The following is a 14,687-nucleotide window of genomic DNA, read 5'->3' as shown; positions in this document are numbered from 1 at the left end:
TCGCCTGTCCGACGGGTGCGGCCGACGTGACCGATCAACGGATGAGCGGGAGGCAGCGGTGAGGACAGCGACACTGGGCCCGGCGCAACGCGCGGAGTCGCTCGCGGCCATGGCCGAGCGAGAACTGGACGTGCTGGTCGTCGGCGGCGGCGTGGTGGGCGCGGGCACCGCCCTGGACGCCGTCACCCGCGGCCTGTCCACCGGACTGATCGAGGCGCGGGACTGGGCCTCGGGCACCTCCAGCAGGTCGAGCAAGCTGATCCACGGCGGCCTGCGCTATCTGGAGATGCTCGACTTCGCCCTGGTGCGGGAGGCGCTGAAGGAGCGCGGGCTGCTGCTGGAGCGGCTCGCCCCGCACCTGGTGAAGCCGGTGCCGTTCCTGTACCCGCTGCAGCACACGGGATGGGAGCGGCTGTACGCCGGTTCGGGCGTCGCGCTCTACGACGCGATGTCGATGGCCCGCGGACACGGCCGGGGGCTGCCCACGCACCGCCATCTCACGCGCCGTCACGCCCTGCGGGTGGCACCGGCGCTGAAGAAGGACGCCCTGGTCGGCGCGCTCCAGTACTACGACGCACAGGTGGACGACGCCCGCTTCGTGGCGACCCTGGTGCGCACCGCGGCGTCGTACGGCGCGCCGGTCGCCAACCGCGCGCGGGTGACCGGTTTCCTGCGCGAGGGCGAGCGGGTCGTCGGCGCCCGGGTGGAGGACGTGGAGGGCGGCGGCGAGTACGAGATCCGCGCCAAGCAGATCGTGAACGCCACGGGCGTGTGGACCGACGACACGCAGTCGCTGGTGGGGGAGCGCGGGCAGTTCCACGTCCGGGCCTCCAAGGGCATCCACCTCGTCGTCCCCAAGGACCGCATCAACTCCTCGACCGGGCTGATCCTGCGCACCGAGAAGTCGGTGCTGTTCGTCATCCCCTGGGGCCGGCACTGGATCATCGGCACCACCGACACCGACTGGGACCTGGACAAGGCCCACCCGGCCGCCTCCAGCGCGGACATCGACTACCTGCTCCAGCATGTGAACTCCGTCCTCTCCGTGCCGCTGACCAGGGACGACGTCCAGGGCGTGTACGCGGGGCTGCGCCCGCTGCTGGCCGGCGAGTCGGACGCCACCAGCAAGCTGTCGCGCGAGCACACCGTGGCCCACCCGGCGCCGGGGCTGGTCGTGGTGGCGGGCGGCAAGTACACGACGTACCGGGTGATGGCCAAGGACGCGGTCGACGAGGCCGTGCACGGACTCGACACGCGGGTCGCCGACTGCGTCACCGAGGACGTGCCGCTGCTGGGCGCAGAGGGCTTCTCGGCCCTGTGGAACGCGCGGGCCCGGATCGCCGCCCGCACCGGCCTGCACGTCGTCCGGGTGGAACACCTGCTGAATCGGTACGGCACCCAGGCCGAGGAGGTGCTGGAGCTGATCGCCGCCGACCCCTCGCTCGGCGATCCGCTGCCGGCCGCCGACGACTATCTGCGCGCCGAGATCGTGTACGCCGCCTCGCACGAGGGGGCCCGGCACCTGGACGACGTGCTCACCCGCCGCACCCGCATCTCCATCGAGACCTTCGACCGGGGCACCCGCAGCGCCCGGGAGGCGGCCGAGCTGATGGCGCCGGTGCTGGGCTGGGACAAGGACCAGATCGAGCGCGAGGTCCAGCACTACGAGAAGCGGGTGCAGGCCGAGCGGGAGTCGCAGCGCCAGCCCGACGACCTGACGGCGGACGCGGCGCGGCTGGGGGCGCCGGACATCGTGCCGTTGTGACGCTCGTGGCGGCCGGATCGACCGCATTCACTCGAACGGGTGTGTGCGGTCGGGATATCCGAGCGAACCCCGGCCGTTCTACTGGGTGCGGGGGCAGAACTCGGCGGTGGTCTCCACGCCCTGACGCCGCAGGAGACCAGGGAAGGACGACACCGCAGAGCAATCGGGGAAGGAGGGTGCCGGACAGACCCAGCCGGCCGGGCAGATGCTTTTCCACGGGGTCCGGGAGCGACGGGCGGTCTTCGTCCGCCAGTCGCAGCGGGACGATGGCGGCGAAGGCGGCGCGAAGGTGGCGCGGCGGCGGACGGGGCGAGGGCGGGGCGGACCAGAACCACGGGGAGGGTCAGGAACGTCCGAAGCGGTGGCATCACGGTGCCTCCCGTGTCGCACCCGTCATCCGGGGCGGTGGAACGGCCGGTTCACGGGGCCGCCCGGGACGTGGGACCGTGGGGCACGGCCAGGGGCACCCTGGGCGTCGAGCACTTGTCGGGTGAGAGACAATGAAGGCTCTGTCAGGGCGGGTTGCATGAGGGGACGCATGTCGGAGGCGGAGCGGGCGGGGACATCCCGTCAGGACAAGAGCGCACGTCTCCTCGCCGGGCGGTACCGGCTGGGAGATGTGCTCGGCCGCGGCGGCATGGGGACGGTGTGGCGGGCCCAGGACGAGACCCTGGGACGCACGGTCGCCGTCAAGGAGCTGCGGTTCCCGACCAACATCGACGAGGAGGAGAAGCGGCGCCTGATCACGCGGACGCTGCGCGAGGCCAAGGCGATCGCGCGGATCCGCAACAACAGCGCCGTGACCGTCTTCGACGTGGTCGAAGAGGACGACCGGCCGTGGATCGTGATGGAACTCGTCGAGGGCAAGTCGCTCGCCGAGGTCATCCGGGAGGACGGCCTGCTGGAACCGAAGCGGGCGGCCGAGGTGGGGCTGGCCGTACTGGACGTGCTGCGGTCCGCGCACCGTGAGGGCATCCTGCACCGCGACGTGAAGCCGTCCAACGTGCTGATCGCCGAGGACGGCCGGGTCGTGCTCACCGACTTCGGCATCGCCCAGGTCGAGGGCGACCCGTCCATCACCTCCACCGGCATGCTGGTCGGCGCGCCCTCCTACATCTCCCCGGAGCGGGCCCGCGGGCACAAGCCGGGACCGGCCGCCGACCTGTGGTCGCTGGGCGGGCTGCTGTACGCCGCGGTGGAGGGCACCCCGCCGTACGACAAGGGCTCGGCGATCGCCACGCTCACCGCGGTGATGACCGAGCAGTTGGAGGAGCCGAAGAACGCCGGCCCGCTGCGGGACGTCATCTACGGACTGCTCACCAAGGATCCCGCCCAGCGGCTCGACGACGCGGGTGCTCGCGCGCTGCTCAACAAGGTGATCCACGCGCCCGCGAGCACCCCCGCCGAGCCGATGGACGCGACCAAGGTCGTGCCGCTGCCCGCCCAGCCGGACGAGCGGTCCGGGAGCAGGCGGGGCGAGGAGGCCGGGGAGCGGCTGAAGGGCGCGCTGCGGTCCGTGCGCAAGGCCGCGGTCTCGGCCGGAGCGGCCGGCGCGGCCGCCGGTGCCCGCGCCAAGTCCCGGAGCGGGTCCGCCGCCACCGGCTCCGCCGGCACCGGGACCGGCACGGGCGGGTCAGCGGGTGCCGCGGCGGGAGGCGCCGCCGCGTCGGCGGCCACGCCGGCCGCGTCCGGCGCGGGAAGCGGTAACGCGGCGGCGGGCGCCCGGAGTTCGGGCTGGCCCGTGATGACGCCGCCGGACCTGCCGTCCCGGCCCACGCCGAAGGCGTCCCTCACCGACGTGGTGCCGCGCCGCACCCTGGTGATCATCGCGGTGGTCGTCGTACTCGCCGTGCTCGGCACCGTGCTGGCCCTCACGCTGGGCGGCGACGACGGCGAGAACAGCGCCGGCGGCGGTGCCGGGACCACGGCCACGGCCACCGCGGGCGACGAGACCAGGCAGGACGACGGTACGACCGGCGCCGGGTCGCCGGGCGCCACCCCGGACGGCTCGACGGGCGCGGAGGCGAGCGCGTCCGACGGAGCGGACGCGAGCGGCTCCGCCGAGAACACGGCGGACACGGAGGACGGGGACGGCGGCTCGACCGAGTCGGCGGACTCCGACAGCGGAGCCGTTTCCACGCACGAGGGCGACCAGGGGTACGAGATAGGACTGCCCGAGGGCTGGAAGTACCAGACCACGGGCTCCGCGGGCGACCGGTTCACCGGTCCGGACGGGCAGAAGCTGCTCGTCGCCTGGACGTCCACGCCGAAGGACGACCCGGTGGCGGACTGGAAGAACCAGGAGCGGTACATGACGCGCTCCCAGTACAAGAAGATCCGCATAGAGGAGGTGGACTACCGGGGGTGGAACACGGCCGACTGGGAGTTCACCTATGTGGACGGCGGTACCAAGTACCGCACGATCGACCGGGGATTCGTCGTCGACGACGAGCAGGGCTACGCGCTCATGTACACCGCCAAGGCCGCCGACTGGGGCACTGACCAGCGCCAGGAAGCCTGGCAGACACTGACGAAGTCCTTCGAGCCGGGATCCTGATCCCGCTCCGCGCCCGGCGTGCGCGGGTTTGGTGGAGCCGATATCTGGTGACACCTCTTTGCGGGTTGCCTCCGGCACGTATCGTGAGTGCTTGCGGACCGTACGCAGCAACAACGGGACGCGGGGCGAACGGAATTGACCGACCGGGATAACCGACCGTGCCGGGGGAGGCAACGTGGACGAGTACGCGGGACGGGTCCTCGCCGACCGCTACCGGCTGCCGCTGCCGCCTTCCGATGAGTACGAACTCACCGAGACCCGGGCCTTCGACACCTACAGCGGGCAGGAAGTACTGGTCAGGCAGGTGCCGTTGCCCGAGGTCGTCGAGGCCGAGGTGCTCGACGCGGAGGGGCTGCCCGACGGGTTCACGCCGCGTGACGGTGCTCCGCGCCGACCGGTCCAGCGGTCCTCGGCCGCGCGCGGCAGTACGCGGCGTCCGGCCGATCCCGTGGTGCGGCGGGCGGTGGAGGCGGCGCAGGCCGCGGCGAGCATTCCCGACCATCCCCGTCTCGACCAGGTCTTCGACGTGTTCGCCGAGGGCGGGTCGTTGTGGGTGGTGAGCGAACTGGTGCCGGCCCGGCCGCTGGCCGCGCTGCTCGCCGAGCAGCCGCTGACGCCGTACCGGGCGGCCGAGATCGCCTCCGACGTCCTGATGGCCCTGCGGGTGCTGCATGCCCACGGCTGGGTGCACCGGAACATCACCGCCCGCACGGTGCTGGTCTGCGACGACGGCCGGGTGATGCTGACCGGCCTCGCGGTCGGCGCGGCGGAGGAGGCGCTGTGCGGGTACGACCCGGTGCCGGGGGATGACGCGGAGGAGGGCGCGGGGGAAGGCGTGGGGGAGGGGGCGGTTGGTGCGAGTGGGGCTGGCGGGATCGATGGGCCCCGTGGTTCCGGTGGGACCAGCGGCTTCAGTGGGGCCGGTGGTTCCAGTGGAGCCGGTGGTTTTGGTGGTCCCGGCGGTTCCAGTGGGGCTGGCGCTCCCAGTAGCCCCAGCGGTCCCCACAGCCCCAGCGGTCCCCACAGCCCCAGCGGTCCCAACAGCTCCAACGGACACGACCGCCCCGTAGCGCCCGACGTCGCTCAGCTTGATCCCGAGGCCGCTCGGCGGGCCGCCATTCAGGCTCGGGTGGCCGATGTGCTGCCGGGGCAGGGGGCCGCGGCGGCGAACGGGCGGAGTGACGCGGCCGGGCCGCGGGCGCTCGGCGAGGGCAGCGGGGATGTCCGGGCCGCGCGGGCCGGGGCGATCGCCGCCTACCGGGCGGGAGCGCGGGCCGCGGCCCGGGTCCAGGAGGCGGAGAACGGCCGGGCGGCCCTGCCCGGCGCCCGCCCCGCCCCGGACGGGAACGCGTTGCCGTACGGCTCCGGTGGCACCCCGCCGGGACAGATCACCGATCCCTACGGCGTCCGCACCACCTCCTGGCCCGGTACCGCGCCCCGGACGGCGGACGATCCACGGTCCACCGCCGGCTCCTCCGGCCGGGCCGCGCTGCCCGCCGCGCCCACCCCGACGGACGCGCCCACCGCGGCGACCGCCCCCGTCCCGCCGCCCAGCCGTTGGGACGACCTGGTCGCCAAGACACCCGCGCGCCGCGGGCCGGCCACCGCGCTCGCCGCTGAGCGGGCCCGGCAGGCCCGGATGGCGGTGGTCGGTCCGGTGACCGAGCGCTGGGCCCCGGAGCAGGCCGGCCCGGTGCACGAGAACTGGCAGCTCGCGCCCCCCATCGGCCCCGCCACCGACCTGTGGGCGCTCGGCGCCCTGCTCTTCCGGGCCGTACAGGGACACGCGCCGTACCCGGAGGAGTCCACGGCCGAGCTGGTGCAGATGGTGTGCGCGGAGCCGCCCGCCTACGCCGAGGAGTGCGGGCCGCTCAGGCCGGTCGTGGAGTCGCTGCTGCGGCAGGACCCCACCGAGCGCCTGGACTTCGAGGAACTGCGCGGCTGGCTGCGTTCCCTCGTCCGCTCGGCGCCCGAGCCGGATGCCGGGCTGTACGTCGTCCCGGCCCCGCCGGCCGACGCGAGCCGGCTGCCCATCGTCCGTCGCCGGGGCGAGCTGGTGCGCAGGCGGCGTGCCGGGCTGCCCGCGCACCACGGGCGGCACAAGCGGGCCAAGCAGGAGGCGCGTTCGCCGCGCCGGCTCGGCCGCACGCTGCTGCTGCTGATACTGCTCGGCATGGCCGCGCTGATCGCGTACGCCATGGTCTTCATGCCGAAGGACAAGGAGAGCGGAGCCGTCGGGGAGGCGGGCCGGGTGGCCGGTTCGGCGGACCCCGGCGACGAGCCGCGGCCCGAACGCGAGTCGCCCCGGGAGACGAAGGGCACGGACGGGTCGGCGGGGTCGGACAAGGGGGCGAGCCCCTCCCGGTCGGCGGGCTCCACCGAGCCGCAGACCACCGAGACCCAGGCCGCCGACGGTTTCACCCTGCGCAAGGACCCGGAGGGATTCCGGGTCGCCGTCGCCGAGGGCTGGCAGCGCACGGCGGTCAACGGACGCGGCCAGATCGTCTACGCGGACGGCGACTTCGAGCTGATCGTCGTCCCCGGCCGGGACGACAGCGACGACTTCGGCGGCGACCCGATGACGTACCAGCGGGACCGGGAGCCGGAGTTGCAGCCCTACCGCGACTCCAGCTGGGCCACCTCCGCCGGGCTGAAGTCCATCGAGGTGGGCGGGCGGTCGATGGCCGAGGGGCAGTTCACCTGGACCGGCGACGACGGGGGCGAGCTGTTCGTGCGCAACCTCGCCATCCTGATCGACGGGCACTACCACGTGGTGCAGGTGCGCGGCCCGGAAGCGGACCGTGACGAGGTGACCCGGCTGTTCGAGCAGGCGTCGGCGACGTACCAGTACACCGGCTGAGCGCCGCCTGCCGCGTCTTCTTCCGCATCTTCTTCCGTGTCTCTTCCTGCGTCTCTTCCTGCGTCTCCTTCTGTGTCTCCTTCTGTGTCCCTTCTGCCTGATTGCCGGTCATATTCGCTGTCGCGTGACGTGACTTGAGCGTCTTTGGTTGCTTGGAGGAGCGGAAAGCGACAACCGTCACAGAGCGGTCTCCGGGGTACCCCACCGGTTCCCTGAAGGGAAGCCGGTCCCTACGCTGACCCTGTCAAGAGCATTGCGGGGCAACGTGAATCAGATGCAGGGTCAGCTCCTCGCGGGCCGCTACCGGCTCGGCGACGCCATCGGCAGCGGTGGCATGGGCCGAGTGTGGCGCGCCCACGACGAGGTGCTGCACCGGGTCGTCGCCATCAAGGAGCTGACCGCCGCGCTGTACGTCGCCGAGAGTGACCGGGCGGTACTGCTGGCCCGCACCCGGGGCGAGGCGCGTGCGGCCGCGCGGATCAACCACCCGGCCGTCGTCACCGTGCACGACGTACTCGAACACGACGGCCGGCCGTGGATCGTGATGGAGCTGGTCGAGGGCCGTTCGCTGGCCGACGCGGTCAAGGACGAGGAACGCGTCGAGCCGCGGGAGGCGGCCCGGATCGGCCTGTGGGTGCTGCGCGCCCTGCGCGCCGCGCACACCGCCGGGGTGCTGCACCGCGACGTGAAACCGGGCAACGTCCTGCTCGGCGCGGACGGCCGGGTGCTGCTCACCGACTTCGGCATCGCGCAGATCGAGGGCGACAGCACCATCACGCGTACCGGGGAGGTCGTCGGGTCGGTCGACTACCTGGCGCCCGAACGCGTCCGCGGTCATGATCCGGGCCCGTCCTCCGACCTGTGGGCGCTCGGTGCGACGCTGTACACGGCGGTGGAGGGCAGATCGCCGTTCCGCCGTACCTCGCCGCTGACCACCATGCAGGCGGTGGTCGAGGAGGAGGCCGAGCCGCCGCGGCACGCCGGTCCGCTGGAGCCCGTCGTCAACGCGCTGCTGCGCAAGGACCCGGCCACCCGGCCCTCCGTGGAGGAGGCCGAGCAGATGCTGGCCGAGGCGGCGGAGGGCCGCCGGTCGGACGCGGCGCAGGCGTACGTTCCGACGCAGTACGCGGGTACGGGGACCTACGCCGACGCGCACAGCGGCGCCGACCAGGCGTGGCCCGCCCCGGCCGACGCGGCCGGGCAGCCCCCGATGGCCCCGCCGACGGCGGTCACCCCCACCGCGCCTCCCACCGCCGCCGCCACCAGCACTCCTACTTCGACTCCTACTCCCGCCGACCTGGGCGCCACGCCCGCCACCGGTTTCGTCCGGGCGGGACAGCCGCCGGCCGTCACGTATCAGACCGGCGCGGCGTATCCGCCCGGCGCCGCGTACCCGCCCGCGGGTGGGACGCCGACCGCCGCGACCCCGGTGGCCGGCGCCCCGCGTCGCGGACGCCGACTGCGTACGGTCGTGCTGGCCGTGCTGGTCGCCGCGCTGATCGGCGGCGGCACCGCCGTGCTGCTGCGGGTGACGGAGGACGGCGGCGGCAGCGAGGACGACGCCTCGACCTCCGTGTCCGCCTCGCCGAGCGCGTCGGCCGGTGCCACGGGTGACGCCACGGACGGAGCCGCGGACGAGGGCTCCGACAGTTCGGGTGACTCCGGCGACTCCGGCGACTCCGAGGCGTCGGAGGGGTCCGTGCCGGCCGACTGGGTGCGCCGTACCGACCCGTTCGGTTTCAGCCTCTCCCTGCCCGAGAGCTGGACCCGCCAGGTGTACGGCGAGGACGGCGATCTCAAGCAGGTCGACTACACGCCCGACGATGGCGAGCACTTCATCCGTATCGCCGTCGACACCTCGCCCGACTACGACGACCCCTACGTCCACCAGCTCCGCCTGGAGGAACGGCTGCAGAACCTGGTCGACTACGAGCGGCTGACGCTGGAGGAGAACGACTACCGGGACTATCCCAGCGCCCGCTGGGAGTACACCTGGACCGCCCTCGCCAAGGACATGCCCTTCCCCGGGCCGCGCCGGGCCATCGAGGAGATGTACCTGTCCCAGGACGGCGTCGAGTACGCCATCTACATGTCCTCGCCCGCCGCGGACTGGTCCACGGCGCGCGAGCAGTTCGACGCGGTGCTGCAGAGCTGGCGGGAAGGCACCGGCTGACGAGCGGTACGGCGCACAGGGCTGGACCGGGTCGGTTGTCGGCCACCCGCGGCCCGGCGGCCCGAAGTGGCCCGTACCGTGGGGCATGATGGGGCGCATGGTGACCGAGGGGGCGGGCGGGCGTGTCATCGCGGGCCGTTACCGGCTTCTGTCGCGGATCGGGCGCGGCGGCATGGGCGTGGTGTGGCGGGCGACCGACGAACTGCTCGGCCGGCAGGTCGCCGTCAAGGAACTGCCCTACGACGAGACCCTCTCCGTCGCCGAGGCCCGGCAGCGCCGGGAGCGCACCCTGCGCGAGGCCCGCGCGGTCGCGCAACTGAGCCACCCGCACATCGTCGTCGTCCACGATGTCGTCGAGGAGGACGAACGCACGTACCTGGTCATGGAGCTGGTCGACGGCGGCTCGCTCGCCGACCGCGTCGCCCGGTACGGTCCGGTCGGCCCGGCCGAGGCGGCCCGGATCGGGCTCGCCCTGCTCGGCGCCCTGAGCACCGCGCACGCGGCCGGGGTACTGCACCGGGACGTGAAGCCGTCCAACGTGCTGGTCGCCGAGGGCGGCCGGATCGTGCTCACCGACTTCGGCGTCGCCCAAGTGCCGGGCGCCACCACGCTCACCGAGGCGGGTTCGTTCGTCGGCTCGCCCGAGTACACCGCGCCCGAGCGGATGGCCGGCGGCGGGACCGGGCCGGAGTCCGACCTGTGGTCGCTGGGCGCGCTGCTGTGCGCCGTCCTCAGCGGCGAGTCCCCGTTCCGCCGGGATTCGCTGGGCGGCATCCTGCACGCCGTCGTCTCCGCGGAGATACAGCCGCCGCCGCAGGCCGGTCCGCTGTTGCCCGTCATCAACGGGCTGCTCGAACGCGACCCGCGGCGACGGCTGGACGCGGCGGAGGCGGAGCGGATGCTGTATGCCTATCTGACCACGGGCCGCATCCCCGTACCGCCCGGAACTGGGCCTGCCAGCAGGACCGGTATCGGTATCGGTATCGGTATGGGTACGGGCATGGGTGTCGGGAGCGGTATCGGGCGGGGGAACAGGACCGAAACCGGGAACAGGACCGAGACCGGGCCCGGTACCGGTACCGGTACCGGTCGCCTGCGCTCCAGACGGACCGTCCTCACGGCCGCCCTGCTGGCCGCCGCGACGGCGGGCGCCGGCATCTCCGCGGCGGCCCTGCTGATCGACGGCGTCGGCGACGAGGACAGCGATGACGACAAGAACGGCGACCAGAACGGCGACGAGAACGGCGACGAGAACGGCGACGAGAACGGCGACGAGAACGGCGACGAGAACGGCGACGACAACACGCCGTCGGCCTCCGCGCCGGGGACGGCAACCGGCGGCCCCCCGCCGCCGTCCCCCGTACCCACCGCCACGGTCACTGTGACCCGCACCCCAACCTCCCCGCCCTCCCCCGCCTCCACGCCCGCGGCCTCGCCTTCCGAACCCCCCGGCGCCTCCGAATAACCCCCTGATCAGCGCATTCGTTGCCACCGATCACTGGCGCCATGTGAGCACTCGGTGAATCTGCGTTACCGACGGGTACACAAGGGCCCCGGCGCGGCATACCCTGCCGCTCATGACGGACGCGCAGGCCCTGGAGAGCACCGAGAAGACCGCCACGGAGCGGACCGGCCCGGCACCGGCCGGCACCAACCCCCTCGCCCCCGCACCGGAGGGCGCCCGCACCGCCGCCGATGTGGTCACCCCGGAGCTGATCGCCCAGCTCACCAAGGGCGTGACCGGCTCCGGACGGACGGTCAGCCACGCGCCGTTCACCGGCGAGAAGCTGGCCGACCTGCCGGAATCCAGTCCCGCGGACGTCGCCGAGGCGTTCGGCCGGGCCCGCGCCGCCCAGCCGGCCTGGGAGCGGATCCCGGTCCGGGAGCGCGCGGCGGTCCTGCTCCGCTTCCACGACCTGGTGCTGGCGCGGCAGGCCGAGGTGCTGGACCTGATCCAGCTGGAGACCGGCAAGGCCCGCCTGCACGCCCACGAGGAGGTACAGGCCGTCGCCGTCGCCGCCCGGCACTACGGCCGCCGCGCCGCCGGGTACCTGCGGCCGAAGCGGCACACCGGTGCCGTACCGGCCCTGACCAAGGTCACCGAACTGCGCCACCCGCGCGGGGTCGTCGGCCAGATAGCCCCCTGGAACTACCCCCTCGAACTGTCCGTCGGCGACGCGCTGCCCGCCTTCGTCGCGGGCAACGCGGTCGTGATGAAGCCGGACACCGAGACCTGTCTGACCGCGCTGTGGGCCCGGGACCTGCTGGTCGAGGCCGGGCTGCCCGCCGACGTCTTCCAGGTGGTCCTGGGCGAGGGCCCGGTGGTCGGCCCCGAGGTGGTCCGGCACGCCGACTACGTCTCCTTCACCGGCTCCACCCGCACCGGCCGCGAGGTCGCCCAGGGCGCCGCCGCCCGGCTGGTCGGCGTCTCCCTCGAACTCGGCGGCAAGAACGCCATGCTGGTCCTGGAGGACGCCGACGTGGAGAAGGCCGCGGCGGGCGCCGTCCGGGCCTGCTTCTCCTCGGCCGGCCAGCTCTGCATATCCATCGAGCGGCTCTACGTCCACGAGTCCGTCGCCGACACTTTCCTGGCGCGCTTCGCCGCCCGCACCAGGGCGATGCGGCTGGGCAACTCCCTGGCCTACGGCGCCGACATGGGCTCACTGGTGGGCGAACGGCAGCTGGAAACCGTACAACGGCACGTGGCGGACGCGGTGGAACGGGGCGCGAAGGTGATCGCCGGCGGGGTCGCGCGCCCGGACATCGGCCCGTACTTCTACGAGCCGACCATCCTGGAGGGTGTCGCGGCCCCCATGACGGTGTGCACCGAGGAGACCTTCGGCCCGGTCGTCTCCGTCCACCGCTTCCACACCGAGGAGGAGGCCGTCGAGCACGCCAACGCGACGCCGTACGGCCTGAACTCCTCGGTCTGGACCAAGGACGCCCGGCGTGGCGGCAAGGTCGCCGCCCGGCTGCGCACCGGCACGGTCAACATCAACGAGGGTTACGCCTCCGCGTACGGCAGCGTGCAGGCGCCGATGGGCGGCATGAAGGACTCCGGACTCGGCCGCCGGCACGGCTCCGAGGGCATCCTCAAGTACACCGAGGCGCAGACGGTAGCCCATCAGCGGCTGCTGCCGATGGCCCCCTCCTTCGGCATGGACGACGAGGCGTACGCCCGGTTCATGACCCGCAGCCTGCGCCTGATGAAGGCGTTCCGGCTGCGCTGACCGGCCCTCGGCCCCCGGCCACCCACCACCCGCACGCGAAACTCAACGAGGAGACCACCGTGCCCCAGGACGCGTACGACCAGGACGCGTACGACCATGACGCCGACGACCACGACGCCTACGACTACGACTACGACGTCATCGTCGTCGGCTCGGGCTTCGGCGGCTCGGTGAGTGCCCTGCGCCTCACCGAGAAGGGCTACAAGGTCGGCGTCCTGGAGGCCGGCCGCCGCTTCACCCGCGGTTCGCTGCCGAAGAACTCCTGGGACCTGAAGAACTACCTCTGGGCCCCCAAGCTCGGCATGTTCGGCCTCCAGCGCATCCATCTGCTCGGGAATGTCATGGTCCTGGCAGGCGCGGGCGTCGGCGGCGGTTCCCTCAACTACGCCAACACCCTCTACGTCCCGCCCGCGCCCTTCTTCGAGGACCCCCAGTGGCGCGGGATAACCGACTGGAAGGACGAACTGGCCCCGTACTACGACCAGGCCCGCCGCATGCTCGGTGTCCGGCTCAACCCGACGACGACCCCGTCCGACGTCCATCTGAAGGCCGCCGCCGAACGCATGGGCTGCGGGGACACCTTCCACCTCGCTCCGGTCGGCGTCTTCTTCGGCGACGGCGAGGACGCCGACGGATCGGTGCGGGCCAAGCCGGGGGAGAAGGTCGCGGACCCGTACTTCGGGGGCGTGGGGCCGGACCGGCGGGCCTGCGCCGAGTGCGGCGAGTGCATGACCGGCTGCCGGCACGGCGCGAAGAACACCCTCAACGAGAACTACCTCTACCTCGCCGAGAAGGCCGGTGCGGTCGTGCACCCGATGACGACGGTCGTCTCCGTCACGGACGACTCGCGGGGCGGCTACGCGGTGGCCACTCTGCCCACCGACCGGCAGAAGAAGGACGCGGGCCGTACCTTCACCGCCCGCCGGGTGGTCCTCGCGGCCGGCACCTACGGCACCCAGACCCTGCTGCACCGGATGAAGGCCGGCGGGCAGCTTCCGTACCTGTCCGACCGGCTCGGCGCGCTGACCCGTACCAACTCCGAGGCCCTGGTCGGGGCCCAGACCGACGACCGGCGCTACCGCAAGGCCACCGGCCGGGCGAAGGCCGACTTCACCCAGGGCGTCGCCATCACGTCCTCCATCCACCCGGACGCCAACACCCACATCGAACCGGTCCGCTACGGCAAGGGCTCCAACGCGATGGGCGGCCTGTCGATCCTCCAGGTCCCCTACGCCGGCCGGACCGCCTCCGGGGCGACCCGCGTCCTGGGCTTCCTGGCCCACGCGGCCAAGCATCCGATGCTGGTGCTGCGCTCCCTGTCCAACCGCCGGTGGTCGGAGCGGACCATCATCGGCCTGGTGATGCAGTCGCTGGACAACTCCCTGACGACGTACCTGAAACCGGCGGGCGTCGGCAAGGGCCTGCTCACCGCCGGCCAGGGGCACGGTTCGCCCAACCCCAAGCAGATCGAGGCGGCCACCGAGGGCGCCGCCGCGCTCGCCGCCGAGATCAACGGCTTCGCCGGCTCCAACGTCGGCGAACTGATGGGCACCCCGCTCACCGCCCACTTCCTCGGCGGCTGCCCGATCGGCGCCAGCCGCGAGACCGGCGTCATCGACCCGTACCACCGGCTGTACGGCCACCCCGGCATCTCCGTCGTGGACGGCGCCGCGGTCTCGGCCAACCTGGGCGTCAACCCGTCCCTGACCATCACCGCCCAGGCCGAACGGGCCATGTCCTACTGGCCGAACAAGGACGAGCCCGACCAGCGCCCGGCGCAGGGCACGGGTTACGAGCGGCTGGCCGCCGTCGAGCCCAAGTCCCCGGCGGTCCCGGCGGACGCGTTCGGCGCGCTGCGGCTGCCGTTCCTGGGGCTGCCGACGGTGCCGCCGAAGAGGTAGGGAGCCTCGGCCCGGCAGAAAGGGAGAAGGACCCGCGCCCCCCTCCGAGCGCGGGTCCTTCCCTGTTCTGCGGCCGGTGCCCACGTGTCTGTGGCCGGTGCTGCGTGTTACGCCTCGACGCCGGCCTTGCGCCGAGGCTGCCGGTGACCTGAGACCTCGGGAAGTCGGGCGTACCGCCGGGAGCAGCACGGACGAGGAGGA

General features: G+C 73.1%; 7 protein-coding genes. All 7 read left to right on the top strand.

All coding sequences use genetic code 11. The features are described 5' to 3' along the window. Positions 1-58: 58 nt before the first annotated feature. The 7 genes from AB0G32_RS03275 to AB0G32_RS03245 all read left to right on the top strand — a co-directional run bounded on the left by AB0G32_RS03275 (position 59) and on the right by AB0G32_RS03245 (position 14,486). Entirely contained in the window at positions 59-1,765 is a 1,707-nt protein-coding gene (locus AB0G32_RS03275; RefSeq protein ID WP_361157423.1) for a glycerol-3-phosphate dehydrogenase/oxidase, read from the top strand. 538 nt (positions 1,766-2,303) lie between these two features. Next, positions 2,304-4,322 carry a serine/threonine-protein kinase gene (locus AB0G32_RS03270; protein WP_361157420.1) on the top strand — a complete coding sequence of 673 codons (2,019 nt, stop codon included), beginning with the start codon at positions 2,304-2,306 and terminating at the stop codon, positions 4,320-4,322. Positions 4,323-4,497: 175 nt separating this feature from the next. After that, on the top strand, positions 4,498-7,182 hold the full coding sequence (locus AB0G32_RS03265) for a protein kinase (RefSeq protein ID WP_361157417.1): 2,685 nt from the start codon (positions 4,498-4,500) through the stop codon (positions 7,180-7,182). A 274-nt stretch (positions 7,183-7,456) separates the two neighbouring features. Then, positions 7,457-9,355, top strand: coding sequence for a protein kinase (locus AB0G32_RS03260; protein WP_361157414.1), 1,899 nt, complete (start codon positions 7,457-7,459; stop codon positions 9,353-9,355). 97 nt (positions 9,356-9,452) lie between these two features. Then, on the top strand, positions 9,453-10,820 hold the full coding sequence (locus AB0G32_RS03255; RefSeq protein ID WP_361157411.1) for a protein kinase: 1,368 nt from the start codon (positions 9,453-9,455) through the stop codon (positions 10,818-10,820). A 112-nt stretch (positions 10,821-10,932) separates the two neighbouring features. Then, positions 10,933-12,585: a succinic semialdehyde dehydrogenase gene (locus tag AB0G32_RS03250; RefSeq protein ID WP_361157409.1), complete on the top strand. Its 1,653-nt coding sequence runs from the start codon at positions 10,933-10,935 to the stop codon at positions 12,583-12,585. Positions 12,586-12,725: 140 nt separating this feature from the next. Further along, positions 12,726-14,486, top strand: coding sequence for a GMC family oxidoreductase (locus AB0G32_RS03245; protein WP_361158214.1), 1,761 nt, complete (start codon positions 12,726-12,728; stop codon positions 14,484-14,486). Positions 14,487-14,687 lie beyond the last annotated feature (201 nt).

Origin of the sequence: Streptomyces sp. NPDC023723, from assembly GCF_040639815.1 — a bacterium.
GTDB lineage: Bacteria > Actinomycetota > Actinomycetes > Streptomycetales > Streptomycetaceae > Streptomyces.
The sequence above is the reverse complement of the archived record's forward strand: the minus strand, read 5'-3'. Positions and strand labels throughout refer to the sequence as shown.

Excerpts from the sequence above, each read along its gene's own strand:
- AB0G32_RS03270 (WP_361157420.1), top strand. The coding sequence starts at position 2,304 with ATGTCGGAGGCGGAGCGGGCGGGGACATCCCGTCAGGACAAGAGCGCA.
- AB0G32_RS03260 (WP_361157414.1), top strand. The coding sequence starts at position 7,457 with ATGCAGGGTCAGCTCCTCGCGGGCCGCTACCGGCTCGGCGACGCCATC.
- AB0G32_RS03255 (WP_361157411.1), top strand. The coding sequence starts at position 9,453 with ATGGTGACCGAGGGGGCGGGCGGGCGTGTCATCGCGGGCCGTTACCGG.
- AB0G32_RS03250 (WP_361157409.1), top strand. The coding sequence starts at position 10,933 with ATGACGGACGCGCAGGCCCTGGAGAGCACCGAGAAGACCGCCACGGAG.